The 19693-nt window shown below is 28.1% G+C and carries 16 protein-coding genes; 2 read left to right on the top strand and 14 right to left on the bottom strand.

All coding sequences use genetic code 11. The features are described 5' to 3' along the window. Positions 1 to 23: 23 nt before the first annotated feature. The 8 genes from BM027_RS10335 to BM027_RS10300 all read right to left on the bottom strand — a co-directional run bounded on the left by BM027_RS10335 (position 24) and on the right by BM027_RS10300 (position 9456). Complete coding sequence (locus BM027_RS10335; RefSeq protein WP_090091526.1) at positions 24 to 248, bottom strand: hypothetical protein; 225 nt, start codon at positions 246 to 248, stop codon at positions 24 to 26. Between the two features lie 17 nt (positions 249 to 265). Further along, positions 266 to 805 (bottom strand): rubrerythrin family protein, encoded by a 540-nt coding sequence (locus BM027_RS10330; protein ID WP_090091524.1) that lies wholly within the window; start codon positions 803 to 805, stop codon positions 266 to 268. 349 nt (positions 806 to 1154) lie between these two features. Continuing rightward, positions 1155 to 2525, bottom strand: coding sequence for a SpoVR family protein (locus BM027_RS10325; RefSeq protein WP_090091522.1), 1371 nt, complete (start codon positions 2523 to 2525; stop codon positions 1155 to 1157). Positions 2526 to 2527: 2 nt separating this feature from the next. After that, the gene (yhbH, locus tag BM027_RS10320) at positions 2528 to 3703 is read right to left on the bottom strand and encodes a sporulation protein YhbH (protein WP_090091520.1); all 1176 of its coding nucleotides are present in this window, start codon (positions 3701 to 3703) and stop codon (positions 2528 to 2530) included. Positions 3704 to 3711: 8 nt separating this feature from the next. Continuing rightward, positions 3712 to 5634 carry a PrkA family serine protein kinase gene (locus tag BM027_RS10315; protein WP_090091518.1) on the bottom strand — a complete coding sequence of 641 codons (1923 nt, stop codon included), beginning with the start codon at positions 5632 to 5634 and terminating at the stop codon, positions 3712 to 3714. Positions 5635 to 5934: 300 nt separating this feature from the next. After that, a complete protein-coding gene (gene apgM / locus BM027_RS10310; RefSeq protein WP_090091516.1) occupies positions 5935 to 7188 on the bottom strand; it encodes a 2,3-bisphosphoglycerate-independent phosphoglycerate mutase in 1254 nt (417 codons plus the stop codon). Between the two features lie 36 nt (positions 7189 to 7224). Next, on the bottom strand, positions 7225 to 7968 hold the full coding sequence (locus BM027_RS10305; RefSeq protein WP_090091514.1) for a hypothetical protein: 744 nt from the start codon (positions 7966 to 7968) through the stop codon (positions 7225 to 7227). Positions 7969 to 7980: 12 nt separating this feature from the next. Then, on the bottom strand, positions 7981 to 9456 hold the full coding sequence (locus BM027_RS10300; protein WP_242943309.1) for an SLC13 family permease: 1476 nt from the start codon (positions 9454 to 9456) through the stop codon (positions 7981 to 7983). A gap of 212 nt (positions 9457 to 9668) precedes the next feature. Between BM027_RS10300 and BM027_RS10295 the strand changes: the two genes are divergently transcribed. Next, positions 9669 to 10565: a LysR family transcriptional regulator gene (locus BM027_RS10295; RefSeq protein WP_175559967.1), complete on the top strand. Its 897-nt coding sequence runs from the start codon at positions 9669 to 9671 to the stop codon at positions 10563 to 10565. A 604-nt stretch (positions 10566 to 11169) separates the two neighbouring features. Here the strand turns inward: BM027_RS10295 and BM027_RS10290 are convergent. From BM027_RS10290 to BM027_RS10280, 3 genes are all read right to left on the bottom strand, one after another. Then, complete coding sequence (locus BM027_RS10290) at positions 11170 to 11481, bottom strand: PTS sugar transporter subunit IIA (RefSeq protein ID WP_090091511.1); 312 nt, start codon at positions 11479 to 11481, stop codon at positions 11170 to 11172. A 29-nt stretch (positions 11482 to 11510) separates the two neighbouring features. Further along, the gene (locus tag BM027_RS10285; protein WP_090091509.1) at positions 11511 to 12119 is read right to left on the bottom strand and encodes a copper homeostasis protein CutC; all 609 of its coding nucleotides are present in this window, start codon (positions 12117 to 12119) and stop codon (positions 11511 to 11513) included. A gap of 63 nt (positions 12120 to 12182) precedes the next feature. Continuing rightward, positions 12183 to 13145: a glycosylasparaginase gene (locus BM027_RS10280; protein WP_090091507.1), complete on the bottom strand. Its 963-nt coding sequence runs from the start codon at positions 13143 to 13145 to the stop codon at positions 12183 to 12185. A 250-nt stretch (positions 13146 to 13395) separates the two neighbouring features. Between BM027_RS10280 and BM027_RS10275 the strand changes: the two genes are divergently transcribed. After that, positions 13396 to 14982 carry a sigma 54-interacting transcriptional regulator gene (locus BM027_RS10275; RefSeq protein ID WP_090091505.1) on the top strand — a complete coding sequence of 529 codons (1587 nt, stop codon included), beginning with the start codon at positions 13396 to 13398 and terminating at the stop codon, positions 14980 to 14982. 422 nt (positions 14983 to 15404) lie between these two features. Here the strand turns inward: BM027_RS10275 and BM027_RS10270 are convergent, their stop codons facing one another. From BM027_RS10270 to BM027_RS10260, 3 genes are all read right to left on the bottom strand, one after another. Continuing rightward, entirely contained in the window at positions 15405 to 16784 is a 1380-nt protein-coding gene (locus tag BM027_RS10270; RefSeq protein WP_090091504.1) for an aspartate ammonia-lyase, read from the bottom strand. A gap of 137 nt (positions 16785 to 16921) precedes the next feature. Beyond that, positions 16922 to 18289, bottom strand: coding sequence for a dipeptidase PepV (gene pepV, locus BM027_RS10265; protein WP_090091502.1), 1368 nt, complete (start codon positions 18287 to 18289; stop codon positions 16922 to 16924). Between the two features lie 46 nt (positions 18290 to 18335). Next, positions 18336 to 19673, bottom strand: a complete 1338-nt coding sequence (locus tag BM027_RS10260) for a PTS sugar transporter subunit IIC (protein ID WP_090091499.1) — start codon at positions 19671 to 19673, stop codon at positions 18336 to 18338. Positions 19674 to 19693 lie beyond the last annotated feature (20 nt).

Raw genomic sequence — 19693 nt, 5'->3', positions numbered from 1 at the left:
ATATTTTGCGTCATATACCTTATCTACCTTTCAGTTTCGTTATTTGCATACTCCTCATCTAATTCATTCCACAAATTTTTCATTGTAATATATTCTACTCCCTCTTCAAGTGGACTTAACAACATATCACGTTCTTCTGTTATTACACATTTTCTATTTCTTACATCATTAGGTTTATCAACATCATTTTTAAAATCATCAACACAAAGAACAGGAACTAGAAAATCACTTGGAAATTTATAAAACATATATTATTCCTCCTATTCTACTGTTCCTCATTGTATATTTGTTTAAAATATGACCTTGGATATTTGCATAGTGGACATGACATTGGTGCTTCCATTCCCTCATGGATGTATCCGCAATTCATACACTGCCAATAGCATTCATCTTTACACTTAAACATAGTTCCTGTTTTAATCTTTTCTGCTAATTCTAAAAATCTTTTTTTATGATTACCTTCTACTTCTTGAAGTTCTTTATAAAAATCTGCAATTTCTACAAAACCTTCTTCTCTTGCTACTTTTTCAAATTCCTTATAAAGATTATTGCTTTCATTTGCTTCTCCTAAAGCTGCATTTATTAAATTTTCCTCTGTAGTTTTAACCTTGTTTAAATATCTCTTAAATACTTCCCTCGCATGAGCATATTCATTTCCAGCTGTTTCATCAAATATTTGTCCAACCCGTCTAAAGCCTTCTAATCTAGCTTTTTCTCCATATAGTCCATAAGTATTTCTTGCTCTAGATTCACCTGCAAATGTCTTATATAAATTTTTTTCAGTTTTACTATCCTTTAGGTTCATATTCCTCTCCTATAATATTATTTAGGCATTATCAAAAAGTTAATAAATTATATTATTATTTTTTAATACCTTGTCCTATATTAAAATATTCATATAAGTTTTTTTTGTTCCTTAAGTGAAAGTCCAAAAGTAAGAGTCCAAATTTTATATTTGGTTTCTCGAACTTTCTCTGTGAGCATTTCATATTTGGGTACTTGAACTTACTCAGCGAATGCATATGAGTCGAGTTTCCCCTAAAGTCCAAAAGTGATATTCCAAATCTTGTATTTTGCTAACAGAACTTTCCCTGTGGGCATTCTACATTTGGTTTCTTGAACTTACTAAACAAAAGCAAATGTGAGTCTAGTTTTTAATAAATAGTAATTTTTTTATCAATATTGCAAGTTAAGGTTATCTCTTTTTTATCAATGCCTGTTGTAATTAATTTAACTTGTTTTCCCCAAAGCTCTTGTATATATCTTAATGTTTCCTTTGCATAAGAAAATTCTAGCTCTCTTCCATCAAAAACATGTTCTAATGTTAATGTATAGTCTTTGACATTTAAATCCAAAACCCTAATATATGGGATATTTCCCATACCACAAGTGTAACTTAAGTTATCTCTGATTATTTTCCATCCATCTTCATCTGAAATCTCTTCAATAACCGTATCAAATGCTCGTTTATTATATTGAAACAAATTTAATTCTTCGCATAATTCTTTAGTTAAATATCGTCTTAAAAAAGAACAATCCCTTTCAATTTCTCTTATTTCAAATATTTTTTCTTTTCCATACCTTTTTTCAATATCTTCATAGATTTTAAATCCAATATAATAAGGATTTATTCCCCCAACCATTGGTGCTATTACATCATTATGTCTTTTTAAAAATTCAAAATATAAGTCTTGTGGTAAGTCTAATTCTTTTAAAATATTATAATGGGAATAACTTGCCCACCCCTCATTCATTATCTTGGTCTCAATTTGTGGAATAAAGTACTCTGTTTCTCTTTTTACTATCTTTAAAATTGTTTTTTCCCATTCTTTTAATTTTCCATATTTAATTATAAATTCAACCACATCGTCTTCAGGCTCTATTGGTATCTTTTCTATATTTGGAAAAGGAATTTCATCATTATAATCCAATACTCCCCTATTATCCATTTTTCTCTCATAATCTTTTATCATACTTTCTTTCATTTCCTCATCAGAAAGTTTTTTCATACCAATAACTCTTCCAATCTGATATCTTATAGCATGAGCTGCATCTAATATTCTCTCTACTTGCTTATATCCTATGCTTGGATTATTAATATATCCACGTATAATGTCCGCATCTAATTTAAACATTTCAATTGTATACTTTGCATTGGTGGCTTCTTTAAACAATCTATTATTTTTAAAGAAATCATTGTGACCATATACATGAGCCATAGTCAATATTTGAAGTAATAATGTATTTTCCTTCATTAAATATGCTAAACATGGATCAGAATTAATTACCATCTCATAAGGTAGTCCTGTAAGATTTAAGGAATAAAGCATTTTATTTCTCTCATAAGCCTTACCATAACTCCAATGTGGATATTTTGATGGCATTCCTACATAAGCTTCATACCCTATCATCTCATTAAAACCTATAAATTCAAATTCTTGATTATAAAAATCTAATCCATATTTTTTAGCTTTCTTTTCTATCTTTTCATTCCACTCTTCAATATCCCTTAAGCTATAACTCATGCTTACTCCTCCTTTAATTCCTTTTTAAGCATAACCTTTAGTGCTTCCCATAAATCTTTTTTCTCCTTAATTATTACCGATACAAAGTTCTCTTCTTTAATTTCTTTATCAAATTTGTGATACATAGTTTGAGTATATGTTGATGGAAGAAGTTCTGCATATCCAAACATATTACTCACCTTACATATATTTTTAACTGATTCTATAGCTCTTACATTATCTTCTGACCAATTATCACCATCACTAGCATATACAGGGTATATATTCCATTCAGACGGAGGATATTTTTCATCTATCAACCTTAAAGCTTCTATAATGCCACTGGATATATAAGTTCCTCCAGATTCAGACTTATGAAAAAATTCATATTCCCTCACTCTTTTAGCAATTGTAGTATGATATACAAACTCAAATTCTATATTGTTATACTTTCTCTTTAAAAATCTTGATAATACAAAAAAGAATGACCTTGCTAAGTATTTCTTTGTTGAATCCATGGATCCTGAAGCATCCATAATAAATATCATAACTGCATTACTAGCCTTCTTAGGTTTTAATTTAACCCTATAATATCTAAGATCTTCTTCTCTAAATGGAAACCTCTCTAACTTGTAACCTTGACTTGTTTCCATCAATGCTCTCTTCTTACTTTGCTTTCTTGCTATCTTGCACATTACTGTTTTTTTCTTTGCAAGCCTAGGTTTTATCCCGTGTCTTTGATATCCCTTTTTTTTACCACAATTCTCACTAAAAATTTCCGAATATTTCTTTTCATCTAAATTAGGTAGGTTTAATTCATCTGACATATACTCTAGAAGCTCTTCAAGGGTAATCTCTGTTTCATATACCTCATCGCCTTCATTATTTCCAGCTCCTGCATTTCCTTTGCCTGTTTTATTCTTACCCCCACTATCTATCTTATCTCCACGTTTTTCCTCACCAGTCCCACTTGCTACCCCCTTAGAGTTCCTTCCATACACAAATTGATATTCTTTAATGCTCTTAATCGGAATTTTAAACTTCTTGTTTTTACTTTCACCTAATATACTTTCTTCTGATAGAATATCTCCTAAATTTTCTTTTATTGATTTTTCAACTAATTGTCTATGTCTTCTTTTATCCTCTATCGCTCTGTCGTGATCTACTTGATTATCTGTATTATCCCTAAATATAGCCATATGCTATTTTAATCCTTCCACAAATTGTTAGCAGCATATTTTAAAATCACATCACAACAATGAAGACAATATCCACTCTTTTGCATTTCATCTACCATAGAATTATATTTTTCTGCTTGTTCTTCATTTCTCACCTTAGATTTAGTTATAATTCTAGACAAATCCTTAACTGAAGCTATTAGTTTCTTTTCTATAGCATCTTTTAATGGTTCATATGAAGTATAATCAAGCGTTTCACCCTTTCTAATTATATAGAACATATATGAAGTAACATCGCTTCTAAATCCTTTAGCTGAAGCATCATAAACACCTATTTGTTCCTCAATACTTCTCATAAATTCTTCATCTGGATTAAGCTCTTCCCCGGTAGATGAATCCTTGATTTTATTTTTATTTACATATGCTTCTGCATTATCTATATAATTATTAAATAAACTTTCAGCTTGTTCTCTAAATGAAACAATAAATGCCTTAGTAATTTCTTTTTCTAAAATCTTATTGTATTCTTTTCTTATGGTATCTTGTATAAAGCCTAAATATCTCTTTTTATCATCAGCTGCAATATCCATTTCTTTAACTGATTTTATTAAGCTCTCCATAATACTTAATGGATTAATACAGTCATATTCTGAATCCGAAAGTGCATTATCTATTACCTTAACAATAAATCTTGTGCTTATTCCTTTCATTCCTTCATATTGCCCAGCTTCTTCTCTAAGTTCTAAAATATCAATCCTCTTTGTAGTTCCTTTCTCTACTATTTCTTCCCCATTATAAATTTTCAACTTAGTAATTAGATCAACCTTACTTGAAAATGCTAATCTTGAAAGAATTGCAAACATTGCTGCAGTTTCAATAGTATGAGGTGCTATATGTGCTTTAAAATTACTCCTATTTAATATCTTTTTATATATTTTTATTTCTTCATCTAACTCTAAGCAGTATGGAACTTCAACCTTTACTATTCTATCTAATATAGCTTCATTTGTATGATCTGATTTAAATTTATTCCATTCTGCTTCATTAGAATGAGCTAATATAACCCCATCAAAATAAATCATAGAACCTTTACCAGGTGAAGGTACTGATTTTTCTTGAGTGGCAGTAATTATTGTATGAAGATACTCAACATCATTCTTAAAAACTTCTATAAATTCTACGAGTCCTCTATTTCCAACATTGAAAGCACCATTTAATGAAAATATTCTTGGATCATCTTCTGAATATAAATCCATTTTTGAAATATCAATAGAACCATTTAAAATTGAAGTATCTTGATTATTAGGATCAACTGGTGGTACTACCCCTATTCCTTTTCTTGATCTTATAGAAAAATCTGTTGTTTCAATAGGAAATTCTTCATATTTGCCTTTAAACTCATTAGTTAATCTATATTTACATACTGGACATAAATCTCCTTCTATTTGTATACCTAATAATTCTTCAAATTTAGGTCTTAAGTGCTTAGGAATAAGATGCAGTGGTTCTTCATGCATAGGACATCCCTTCAATGAATAAACTGGTTCACATTCTTCTAATGCACTTTTTATACTTTCAACTAAGGATGACTTACCTGCTCCAACGGGACCAACAAGATATAAAACTTGTCTTGCTTCTTCCCCTTTCATTGCTGCAGACTTAAAGTAATTACATAGTTTCATGATAACTTTATCAATTCCATAAAACTCATCTTTAAAAAATCCATATCTTCTTATTGAATCATTTCCATAGATTTTTCTTATTCTAGGATTTTCCTCTGCCTTTAGTTCCTCTATTCCCCTTTTTACAATCATGTCATGAACCCTTTTATGTGAAAGCTTAGATATATCTGGATCTTTTTTTACTATCTCTAAATACTCTAAAAAAGTTCCTTCAAACTTTTTCTTATTACAATTCTCTCTATCTGTTTCTATAAATTTTTTGAAGTCCATAAATACGCCCTCCTTTTTATTAAAATATATTCAGATCAAAGCCGTGTGTATGACAAAAAAAGAAAGAAAACTGTAATTTTAAGTTAACACATAATATTTAAGGCACATGAAAGAAAATAATAGACTGGCTATATGTTAAGATGTAGACACTTTATTTAAGGCTATTAATGAATATATTCATTGATATTTGACTGGTATTAAAAAAACCACACTCCTATTGAATATAGGAATGTGGCTTAAAAATAACTCGCTTTTTAAAACAATATCCACTTAATGTGGGAACAGTTCACTATTTAAACTTTATGCTCCTCTTTTCTTAGTAAAGCCCATAAAGTCCATTTGCAACATGAAAATATCTGTTGCAGTAAGGTTATTTAAAGAACCATTCATAAAATACTTCTCTCCAGCTACCTTAACATCATCTTTTCTAACATCTTCTCCCCATATTATAGTTGGAACTCCATCTCCAGTATGATCTCTTGCTTCACATGGAGTTGAATGGTCAGCTGTAAAACTTATATAGCATTTTGATTTATCTACATTATTTAATATATAACCAACCATCTTGTCTATCTTTTCTATAACCTCCACTTTTTTTAAAGGTAGATTATCATGACCTGCAAGATCTGTTGCCTTAACATGCACTACAACCCAATCATAACCTTTATTTATATATTCTACTGCCTTTTTAGCTTTTTTACCTATGTTTGTATCAAAATTTGCAGTAAAGTCATCTTCTGCATATTTTTCCATCCCTGCTAAATTTGCAATACCATAAACTGTTTTGTCTCCAGCTATACATACTGCCTTAATTCCAAACTTTTCTGTTATTTTCGGCATGTATTTCTTTTGCCCAACACCCCTAGTTAAAATTATATTTGCAGCTTCTTCTCCATCTGCAATTCTCTTTATATTAACTGGATGATTTTTTAATATTTTATTTGCTTTCATTGTAAATTCAAGAAGATTTTTTGCTGTTTTATTGCTTTTAACATCATTTTCATCTATTGCTATTGGTTTTACTAATTTTTCTCCTTCACAGGCTGTCCCAGGATCTGTACAAATTATTTCTTTTCCTAATCCTTCACCTCTTAAGACAACAGCTACTCTATGATCAGTTAGTTCCTTAACTAAAACTTCTGTTCCATCTTCTAATATCATTCCATTTAATGAATTTGCTAATAAATCTGTATCTTTTCTAATACGACCAGCTCTTCTATCAATAACAATATTATTTTCATCTATAGTTCCAAAGTTACCTCTAAAAGCAATATCTCCATCATCAATCTCTATCCCAGCGCTTATAGCTTCAAGAGGTCCCCTACCTGGATAAACTTCATTGCTATCATATCCAAATATCTCAAGATGACCTACATCAGTACCAACTCTTATACCTGCTGATATTGGATATACATTTCCACATATACCTTCAGCTACTAATTTATCTAAATTAGGAGTATTTGCTTTTTCAAGTGGAGTTAAGCCATTTAACTCTTTATTAGGTCTATCCCCTAGCCCATCTGATATTATTAATATACCTTGTCTTTTTCTCAAATTTATTCACCTACCTACTATTTATTCTTAGTTTTTTTAATTTTTAGTCTTTAATTTTTCTTCTTTAGCCTTTTCTAATAAATCTCTATTCTTAATCATAAATAATATTGAAATTACAATTGCTAATGCCCAAACTATATAATTAAAGGTTTTATTTTTGTTATACACATTAATTGAAAGTTTCATGTCAGATCCACATTTAACTTTTTTAAATTCAAACTTTCCAAAAGTTTGTCCATCTTTTTGAAAAACCTCATATTGCTTTTCAGGATTAAAGTCAACTATATGTAAAAGTTCATATCCATTAGGAGCTGCTAAATTAATTGTATAATTTTCAATATTTAAAGGTGAATTATTTTTCTCTTTAAATTCAATTAACTTTACATTTTGAGGAAATGTACTTCCTATCTTAGCTGCTTTTTCTACATAAGTTTTTTCTTGTATGATTTCAATGGAAAACTTAACTTCCTTATTTTTTTCTGTGAAATTTAATGAGTTATATTCTATATCCCCATTTTTTATAAGTTCAACATCTCCATTTTGTGTACCATTTTCTATTGTAATTTTATTTATTTTGCTATCTTTATAAGATGGAAAATCTACCTTCCCATTTGAATCTGTTATAGCTGTTATACTTTCTTTTATATTTGCATTTTCTCCATTTTTAGTAATTACATCCTCTATAGAAATTAACTTTCCATCTTTATCTGCCGCAAAAACTTGCTCTGCGGGTAAAATTATTAAAGTTAATGCTAGTAATACAGTCAGTAGTTTTTTCATATCATTTCCCCCCTAAACTATTCCTAATAATTTAAACCAAGTAAATGAAGCAACTATTAAAATTCCCCATTTTACTAATAACACAAGTAATCCATAAACCAGTTCCTGTAATACACTAAAGTATCCAGTATTGTAATATATAAGATTAACCTTACTACTTGGTGGTAATGTAATTGTATCTGCAATAGTTAATGCTGCTGGTAATGCAAGAGCAACTGGATTGTAACCTGATGTTTTTGCTATTGCTATTATTGTTGGTATAAGTATTATTGTTCTTACTGTTTTTGATGTGAATACTAAATGACTGAAACTTGAAATAAACATTATTACTGCAAATAGTGCATAGAAACTTAGATTCTCGATTCCTAAAGATGTAAATATACTATTCAGTACCCATGATGCAACTCCAGTATCATTTAATGCAACTCCACCTGCATATGCTCCACATGCAAATATTAATAAGTTCCATGATATCTTAGCTTCTTTCCACTTTAATATTCCTATATAAGGCATGAAGAATAATGCTGCTGATAGTATTGCAACCATAACCAAACTTAATCTAAATCCGAATATTTTAAGTTGTGCCTTATCTAATGCCCACATAATAACTGTGAAAGCAAATATAGCAAGTGATTTCTTTTCTATTATTGACATCTTGCCAAGACTTTTATATTGATCGTTAATTTTTTTCATATCTTCTTCAGTTACTTTTTTATTATGCACCTTAAATAATGACTTACCTATAAAAAATGAAGCTATTAATGTAAGTATAGTTATTGGTGCTGATGCCATAAACCATTCACCCCATGAAATTTCATGACCTGAAAGATCTCTTATAAAACTAACTGCAAGTATTTGTGAAGATGTAGCAGTTAATATGGCAGCTGTTGATAAGTTATTTGACTGAATTCCTTGTAATGCTAATAGTCTACCAAAGTTATTTTTAGGATCATCTAAATTAACATGGAAAGCTTCTATTACTAACATTACTATAGGGAACATCATAGCAGCACGAGCAGTTGTTGATGGAACAACAAAAGCTATTAAAAAGTTTGTTGCCATAAGCAATGCTAATATACTATTAGTACTCTTTCCGAATTTAGTAATAAGAAATAATGCTAATCTTTTGGCAAGACCACTCTTTTCCATACCAGATGCTATTATGAAAGCCGCAAAAGTTAACCAGATAACTTCATATCCTAAGACTCCCATAACCTGAGTTTCATCCCAAGCACCAGTTAATGGTAAAAGAACTATAGTAAGTAGTGCTGTTACATAATTAGGTATACTGTTTGTTATCCATAATGTTAATGCAAACAAGAATACCCCCATTGCCATCTTCCCTGAATAAGAAAGTCCATTTGGTGTTGTCATTGTAAAAATTATTGCAAATAATATAAGTGCAAGTGGTAAACCAAAAAACTGCATCCTTATTTCAAAAGGACTTTTTTGTTTTTTTATTTTTACCTCTTTTTCTGAATTACTCAAAACACATTTCTCCTCTCATCTTTGTATTGGTTTTCATAAAATCATTCTAAAGCAAATTAAATCCTTTATCCAATTATGAATACTTATGGAAAAAATCTTTCTTAATTTTACTATAAGTATTTTTTATAGTTGCTTGTTTGTTATTTATTAACTTATTAATTAATTATGTAGTATAATTTTATTAAAATAAACATATGTTAAGAGGTATTGCAATGAATATTCAAAACATAAAAACATTCCTTATTCTTTCTGAAAATAATAATTTTACCAAAACTTCCCAACAATTATTTTGCACTCAAGCTGCTGTATCCCTTAGAATAAAAAATTTAGAAGCATATTTTGATACAAAACTATTTTCACGAGATAATAAAGATATAAAATTAACGGAGGCTGGAAAGGCCTTATTACCATATGCTAGAAAAATATTAGATGCATCAAATGAGGCTAAACTTAAACTTTCATTATTAAATGATTTAAAAGAACAAAAGATAAATATTTCATGTTCTAGCACCCCAGGTACTTACATACTTCCTGATATAATCTATAATTTCAATCTAAAATATCCATACATATCTATATTAAATGATGTTAAATATACTAAAGATGTAATACAAGACATAAAAAATAATCTGTGTTCAATGGCCTTAATAAGCCAACCAGAATTTTTTGATAAAGAAGATTTAATTTGTGAAGACATTTGTGATGATCCTATAGTATTGTTAGTAGGTAATAATCATCCTTTTGCTAAGAAAAAATCTATAAACATAAATAGTTTAAAGAATAGCACTTTCTTAATATCAAATCCTAAAACTTCAATAATTAAACATATTGAAAACATAGGAGATTTTAAATTTAAACCAGAAAAAATTTACACAATAGGTAATATAGAAGCTATAAAACAAGGAGTTATTTCAGGAATAGGCATATCTGTTTTATCTTATTACTGCATTAAAAATGAACTTAATTATGGATTAATTAAAGCTATTCCATTTAAAGAAGATATAAAGATTAATAGGAGAATTTATCTTATAAAAAATAAAGACTACAAACCTTCTATAGCTGAAAACATATTTATTGATTTTTTAAAGAATTCTTTAAAGCAATTATAATAAAAATTATTTATAGTGAATACTTCTATTAATTAAATGGTTCATCTTATATGAAAGCTTAGACATGTCTGGATCTTTTTTACTATCTCCAAATACTCTAAAAAAGTTCCTTCAAACTTTTTCTTATTACAATATCAACCTTCACTTAAAACACAACCTAAAATATTTATTAATCATTAAATAATAAATATTAAAAACAGGCATTTCACTATCAAGTTTGATAATAAAATGCCTGTTCTATTTATAATATATGGCTATGTTTTAAAAGCGTGTTGATATTGTTACATATTGTTCAGCGTGCTAAAGAATTGAACTTAAAAACATCTAAATGAGTATAGTCCCATTCCAGCTTATTCCAAAAACAAGTTTTGGACAAGCAACTAATGTGACAATACTCATTAAGAGTTCTAAAAGTCCAATTCTAATGCACACTTCACAAAAATGTAACAATATCAACACTATATTAAAACATAGCCTAATATATATGTTCTAAAAAATTTTCTTCATAATATATTTACTGAAGATTTATAGTAATAAAAATATGGTAATTTTTCAAAATATGGATTTTAACATACATAGTTGGGAAATATATAAATTAAATATATTATTTTGAAAATTTTTTATTCATTAATATCATTTCTTTTACAATACTTTTTAGTGTTTCTGTTGTAATTAATTGATCTTCTGCATGCATTAAAAGTAATGATATTTCAATTTTATCTCCTGCCGCTTCTTGTTGTATTAATGAAAAGTGTGATTCATGAGCCTTTAACATGCTAGTTTCCGCTTCATTAATTTTTTTTTCTGCTTCTTCAAAATTTCCTTCTCTTGAATCTCTTAATGCTTCAAATAATAGTGATCTTGCTTCACCAGAATTACTAATTAACTTGAATGATATTTCTTCTAATTTTTCCATCATTATCCCTCTTCTCTTATAATTATATTTTACACTACTTTACTGCCATGAATTTCTTTTGCTCCAGTAAAATCCAGTATAAATTCTCTATTTTCTTTTGTTACCCCTTTTCCTGGCATAATAGAAATTCTATCATTTGAATATTCAACTAAACTTTTTATCATTTCTTTTCCACTTAATGCATTTTCATTTCCACCTTTAGTTAATATTCTATCTACTCCTAAATCTACTAGTTCATCAATGGCTTTATACTTATCTTCTATTTCATCAAAAGCCATATGGAATGTTATACTCATAGGCTTTGCAATTTTCACAAGTTCTTTAACTGCCTTTATATCTATACATTTATTTTTCAATGCTCCTATTACTACTCCATACGCTCCAAGTTTTTTGCAAATTCTAATATCATCTTTCATTATTTCAATCTCTTCTAGAGAATAATTAAAATTTCCACCTCTTGGTCTAATAATAACCATGACAGGAATATTTAAGTTTGATATTGTTCTCTTTATAGTTCCATAACTTTGAGTAGTTCCATCTTCTAAAAGATTATCACAAAGTTCAATTCTATTAGCACCTAGCTTTTCAGCTCTTAAAGCTTCATTATAGTTTCCTACGCAAACTTCATATATACTCATTTATGATTTCCTCCCAGGATAACGAATTTATTAATATACATATTTAAATATAAAATCTAATGTTTAATCAAAAGTAATTGGTGATTTAATTCTCTTTTCATAAGCTTCTAACCATTCCTTTGTAGCTACATCATATGTAGTTTGTCCATTGTTAATTTTATTACATAAATAAACAGTTGGATGTTCGTCTTCTGAAACTACTGAAAATGTGAATCCTTCAATATTAGTTGCAACTCCCCATTCCCCTTTATTATTAAGTGCAACTATTGATATATCACCTGATTTTCCTCTTCTTTTAATTAATTTTTCATTTAATTCTAACACTGCTTTATCAGCTGCTTGTTGAGGATGTAATCCTTCTTTCATTAATCTTACTATTTCATATGAAATACATCCCTTCATTAAATCTTCTCCAAGACCTGTTGCTGATGCTCCACCTATTTCACTATCAACATAAAAACCTGAACCTGAAACTGGAGAATCTCCAACTCTACCTTTTTTCTTCATAAAAAGTCCACTTGTTGACGTTCCTGCAGCCATCTTTCCATTCTTATCAATAGCAATCATTCCTACAGTATCATGACCAGCATAAGGACTCAATCCCTTATCTATTGTTTCTCTTATTCTTTTTTGATAGTGCCTTTTTGCTCTATCTGTTAACATATTTACCCTTTCAAAGCCTTCTTTTTGAGCGTACTCATTTGCCCCTAATCCAACAAGAAAACAATTAAATCTTTCTTCACTTAATTTTTTTGCAATACTAATTGGATTTTTAAAGTCAGTTATTCCTCCAATAGCTCCAATTGAAAGTGTATCTCCATCCATATATGCAGCATCTAACTCAACCTGACACTTTTCGTTTGGTAATCCACCATATCCAACTGATTTATAATAAGGAAAGTCTTCCACCATTTTAATTGCTTTCTCTATAGCATTTCCCGAAAAACAACCTTTTTCTAAATCTTTTGATGCTTCTGTTATTCCTTCTATTGCCATTCTCCATGTTGCTATCATTGTCCATTTCATGAATATTCCTCCAATCATTATTACATTACTATAATAATTAAAGCAATAAACATGCCAATTAATAGAATATATTTAAATGTATGACTATATCTTAGTTTTTTAATTTTTCTTATTCTTCATAATTATAATTATAATAAGTGTGTTGTAAAGCTATACACAATATGCTACTATTAATACAGTATTTGTTAATAGTAATACATTATGTAACAAATTTTTATACAAAAATATTTTACTAAAGTGGGTAATTTATATGAAAAGAATTAAATTAATTTATGATACTATTAAAAAATTAGATAATGCCACTGGGATTACAACTAAAAAAATTAGTGATTATCTTAATTTAGAACGTTCTAATGTTAGTAAAGATTTGAATTTGCTCGTTAAAGACAATCTTTTATATAAAAACAATTCTAGACCTGTTAAATATTTCTTAAATAATCCTAATAATTTAGACATTAGTACAAATTCATCAATGGATCAATTATCTTATTTTTATCCATCATTAACTCATGCATTAAAATTATCAAAAACTGCTATATTATATCCTCCTAATGGAATGAATTGTTTGATAATAGGAGATACTGGTGTTGGTAAATCTATGCTTGCATCATTAATGCATGAATATGCAAGTTCACTAAATACTACTAAGGACATACCTTTTTTACACTTTAATTGTTCTGATTATTCAAACAATGTTCAACTTTTGAGTTCTCATCTTTTTGGAGTTAAAAAAGGAACTTTTACTGGTGCTACTAAAGATAAATCCGGTTTAATTGAACAAGCTGATGGTGGTATTCTATTCTTAGATGAAATTCACAATTTACCAAGCGAAGGTCAAGAAATGCTTTTTATATTTATGGATACTGGTTATTTTAAAAGATTTGGAGAGGTGTCACATAAAATAAAGTCATCCGCTCGTATTATTTGTGCAACTAATAAAGACATCAATACTTCTTTATTAGATACATTTATAAGAAGAATTCCAATTAAAATATATCTTCCTTCTCTAAATGAGCGAAGTCTAGAGGAACGATTAGTATTAATAGAATCTTTTTTAAAACAAGAAAGTCAAAAATTAAACAAGCCTATTCTTATTTCTTATAATTCTATTCTTTGTTTCTTATCATATGATTGTCCATATAATATAGGACAATTAAAAAATGACATAACATTGGCAGTAGCTAATGCATACTCTGATTACTTAATAAATAACAAAAAGCAAGTAAAAATAAATAGCCTTGATCTTCCTGATAATTTACAAAGTAAACTTAGTCAACCTTTATTAAGTGAAAAAAATTTACTTAATTGCCTTAATAATTTAAATGGTTATTTTATTTATGATAATAATACTAAAATAACTAATCATTCATTTTTAAAGTACAAACAAAGTATTCTTAATAGCTTTAAAGATTTAATTACTAATATAAATAATTCATTAAAAAATAAACATCTTAATAATAGTACTTTAGTTGATAGTTTCAATGATTATTTAATTACAATAAAAAACAATATACCAAATTATCATTATAATTTAAATAACTCAGCTTATGAAAGCCTTTATGAAAATCTTATTAATATCAACGAAAGAACAAAAACTTTTTTTACTGATGATATATTAAATAATTTCTTTCATATTCATATTGATCTAATTTATGAAAGAATTAACCTTATAAACATAAATTGCACACCTATTATAAATAAGTTAAAAAAATTATACCCAGACTACTACTCTTTAACTTTAAAGTTTAAATATAATATTGAAGAAATCTACAACGTAAATTTATCTGATATAGAAATATTATTCTTAATTGTTTTAGTTGCATATATATCTAACTAAAATCAACATTGTTTATATCAATAAAATTTAAACATAACAAATGAGTTAATTTATTTCTTTAAGCTTTAAGTTCTGTTTTAACATAAAAATAGAGGACTATCTCAAAAAACATACTTATGTATTTAAGATAGTCCTCTATTTATTTACTATGTTTTAAAACAATGTTGATATTTTAGTATAAGGGCGAACTGGCATTGAAATTTGCTTTTTAGAATTCTTAATGAAGATTTGTACTATTAATTGCTTGTCACAATCTTTGATTGGGAGCATGCATTAATTGGACTAAGCTTTATTTTAGAGTTCTTAAAGTAAATTTCCCTGTCCATGAGCTTTATACTGCAATATCAATACTATTTTAAAACATAGTACATTTATTCTGAGACAGCCTCTTTACTTTGATTAATTTCATTAATACTACTAATTTATTCACCCATTTTTTCTATATTTAGTATCTTGTTAATTTCACTTTCACTAAAATCACATTCTTCTTTTATTACTTCTTTTATAGATTTACCAGTCTTTAAAGCTTTTTTAGCAATATCTGCTGATTTCTCATATCCTATTACAGGTATTAAAGCTGTAACTGTTCCTACACTTCTTTCTACTAATTCCCTACATCTCTCTTTATTAGCTTCAATATCCACAATGCAATTGTCTATAAATGTTTTTACTCCATTTGTTAATATAGTAATTGATTGATATAAATTAAATATAATAATTGGGCAAAAAGCATTTAATTCTAATTGACCAGCTTGTACAGCTAATGTAATAGTTAAATCATTTCCTATAACTTGATAAGATATTTGTTTCATTAATTCTGGCATTACAGGATTAACTTTTCCTGGCATAATTGATGAGCCATTTTGCTTAGCTGGAAGTTTAATTTCTCCAATACCTGTTCTTGGACCAGATGACATTAAAATTAAGTCTCCTGCTAATTTGCTTATATTTACAGCACAAACTTTTAAATTAGATGATATCTCTGAAAATTTATCTAAGTTTTGAGTAGCATCTATTAAATCTTCAGATTGATGTATATCATATCCCAATAAATCACTTAAAATAATAGCAACACTTTTTATATAACTTTCATTAGCAGTTATGCCTGTTCCTATTGCTGTTCCACCTAAATTTACTTCTTTTAATCTTTTCTTAGAAATCTCTAATCTTTTAACATCTCTACCAATTGCTTTTGCAAAAGCTTTAAATTCACTTCCTAAACTTATAGGTACTGCATCTTGCATTTCTGTTCTTCCCATTTTTATTATAGGCGTAAATTCTACTCCTTTTTTTAATAAAGCCTTTTCTAGTCTCTCTATTTCTTTTATATACTCATCCAAAAGTCTATAAGTAGTTATACTTGCCGCTGTTGGAATAACATCATTAGTAGATTGTCCTTTATTAACATGATCATTGGGATGCACTGGAAATTTTTTTCCCTTTTCATAACCTAATATTTCGTTAGCTCTATTAGCAATTATTTCATTCATATTCATATTCATTGATGTTCCTGCTCCACCTTGAATAGGGTCTATAATAAATTGGTCTATTAATTTACCATTGCAAACTTCATCACATGCTTCAATAATTGCTTTTGCTATTTTTTCATTTAATTGTTTACTTTCTAAATTTGCTATTGCACATGCTTTCTTTACTAGAGCCAAATCTTTTATGAAATTTTCATTCACATCTAATCCACTAATTCTAAAATTTTCATATCCTCTTAGACTTTGTACACCATAATAGACTTCCTTTGGAACGTATTTTTCTCCAATAGAATCTTCTTCTCTTCTAAATTCCATACCAAATTCCTCCAATTATTTATAATGTCTACTATTAATTATTGTCTTAAGGCACATAAAAGAAAATAATAGACCAAAGATGTGTCGTATATTTGGTCTATTATTTTTTTGAATGTGCCTAAAGTTAATTTTTACTTTTACTTTGCCAATTCATATATGGCCCTTGCATATATTTCAATACATTTTTTAAGTAATGATAACTCTATATTTTCATTTGCTTGATGACATAAATTATGTTTTTCATCAAAAATAGGTCCAAAAGCTACAGTATTAGGCATCAATTTTGCGTAAGTTCCTCCACCTGTTGATAGTAATTCTGCAACATCTCCTGTTGATTCCTCATATGCTTTTTTAAGAGCTAATACTAATTTGTGATCTTTTTTAAAATGTAATGGTGGGTTATGGTTTCCCATTTCAAAAATAAACTTTTTATCTTGAATTCTTTCTTTAATATTAGATATAATTTTTTCATAATTAGCTTTTACAGGATACCTTACATTAAATCTCATTCTTATTTCAGAAGTATCTCCGTTAATAATTCCAAGATTCAATGTTAATTTTCCAGACTCTTCATCTGAAAAATTAATATTTAATTTTTCTCCTGTATAATCAAATCCAATAATATTAGAAAATTCATTTAAAAAAATTGAAAATTCATCTTCATATCTTAGTGTTTTATTTAGATAAATTAACATATTAGATATAGCATTATTACCTCGTTCGGGAGTACTCCCGTGAGAAGATTTTCCACTACTTCTAATTACCACTACATTTTTTTCAACATTTGTGATTATTTTATACCTGTTTTTCAAGTTAGTATCTTTAAAATCATCAACTACATTTCTATCTACATCGTATATTAATTTACATTCACAGTAATCGGGAACTACATTAGATTTTTTACCACCTCTAATATATTCGATTTTATATCCATTTAAGCTTCTTTGAAATTTTTTTATAAGTTCAAATGTCAAAATTCCTTTTTCTGAAGTTACAATTGGGAAATATGCATCTGGAGTAAAGCAAAGTATTGGTGGCTTTTCTTTCTTTAAATAATGATCTATATCTGCAGTACCAGATTCTTCGTTTGTTCCAAATATTACTCTAACCTTTTTGGATAGCTTAATATTAGAATCTTTTATTAGTTTTAGTGCATAAAGAGCACATAATATTGGTCCTTTATCATCTAATGAACCTCTTGCATATATTTTTCCATCTTTAATTATAGGATTGAATGGATCTTGATCCCAATTATTGCCTTGAGGAACCACATCTATATGTCCTAGAACACCAACATAATCATCGCCTTCTCCATATTCAGCATATCCTATAAAATTATCTAAGTTAACCGTATTAAAACCATACTTATTAGAAATTTCTAATGCACATTTTAATCCGTCTAATATACCATAACCAAAAGGAGCATTGTCATGTTCTTTTTCTTTTACTGTTCTTTTTCTTAATAATTCTTTCAAATCTTCTAAAAATTCATCTTCAAAATTCATCTTTTCAAGAAATATCTTAATCAGATCCTTTCAAGTAATAGTATTCTTATAATGTAAAGTCAAAATCATCATCTTCATCATCTTCTTGAAGTTCTAATTCATATTGCTTTTTATCCATAAGTTTTATAAATGGAAACCATATTCCCATTACAACAAACATGTCAAACAATTGTAATAATGCACCTTTTATGCTTCCGGTAATTAAATATCCTTGAATTATTGGCGGAGTAGTCCAAGGCAAATAAATTCCATTTGGTTTTGGTACTATTCCAAAGTACATAACATAATAATTTATTATTATCAATACTACTGGTGCTACTAATAATGGTATAAATGCAAATGGATTTAAAACAATTGGCAAACCAAACATTACAGGTTCATTTATATTAAACATTCCTGGTATAACTGATATTTTACCAATTTCTTTATATTGCTTTGATTTTGATCTTAAAGTCAAAAATATACAAACAGCAAGAGTTGCACCTATACCCCCCATATATATCAAATCATAGAATTGTTCAGTTAAAATATTTGGTGGTGTTAAACCTGCTTGAATAGCAGTCATATTTTGTTCTTGTAACTGCATCCAAAATGGTCTAATTACACCATTTAAAGTTGAAGTAGCGTTAATTCCTAAAAACCAAAATAATGTTGAGGCAACTGATAATCCTATTGCACCGAAAACATTATTTCCTATAAATGCTTGTGCTGGCATAGCTACTAATGAATAAATCATCTCTAATAATGAGCCGTAACTTGTTGCTGCAAAAATAAAACGTACTATTAACATTAAAGTTATTATTACAAATCCAGGTATTAAAGCTGAAAATGCTTTTGAAACCGCTTCTGGTACACTTGGTGGCATTTTTATTCTAATATCCTTCTTAATAAACAAATTAAAAATTTCAGTTACTACTATTCCAACTATTATAGCTACTATAAGTCCTTTAGCTCCAACCCAAGCTCCTATTTGTAATACTTTTGGTACAACATGAGATACTCCATCTATTTCTATTTTGGCATCAAATGGTATCAATAATACAAAGCTTGCTATTGATAATAAGGCTACTGTAAAAGCATCTATGTTATATCTTTTTGATAAATTATATGCTATTGCTCCTGCAATATATATTGACATAAAATCAAAAGTTACTCTTACGGGTGTCATTATTAATTGTGGAAAACCTTCTCCAAATAATTTAACTTGCAACTCTTCCCATCCATTAATAGGAAAATTTGCAATAATCATAAATACAGACCCTATAATTAAAAATGTCATTATAGTTGCAAATGAATCCCGAATTGCTCTTAAATGTCTTTGTCCAGAAATTTTCTGTGCAATAGGACTAATTTTTTCTTCTAATATAAGTTCAAACTTATTCATTTTTTCCAACTCCTTTTTAA

Origin of the sequence: Clostridium uliginosum (assembly GCF_900112485.1) — a bacterium.
In the GTDB taxonomy this organism is placed as follows: domain Bacteria; phylum Bacillota; class Clostridia; order Clostridiales; family Clostridiaceae; genus Clostridium; species Clostridium uliginosum.
Note: the sequence above shows the minus strand (reverse complement) of the source record. Positions and strands in the feature narration are given on the sequence as shown.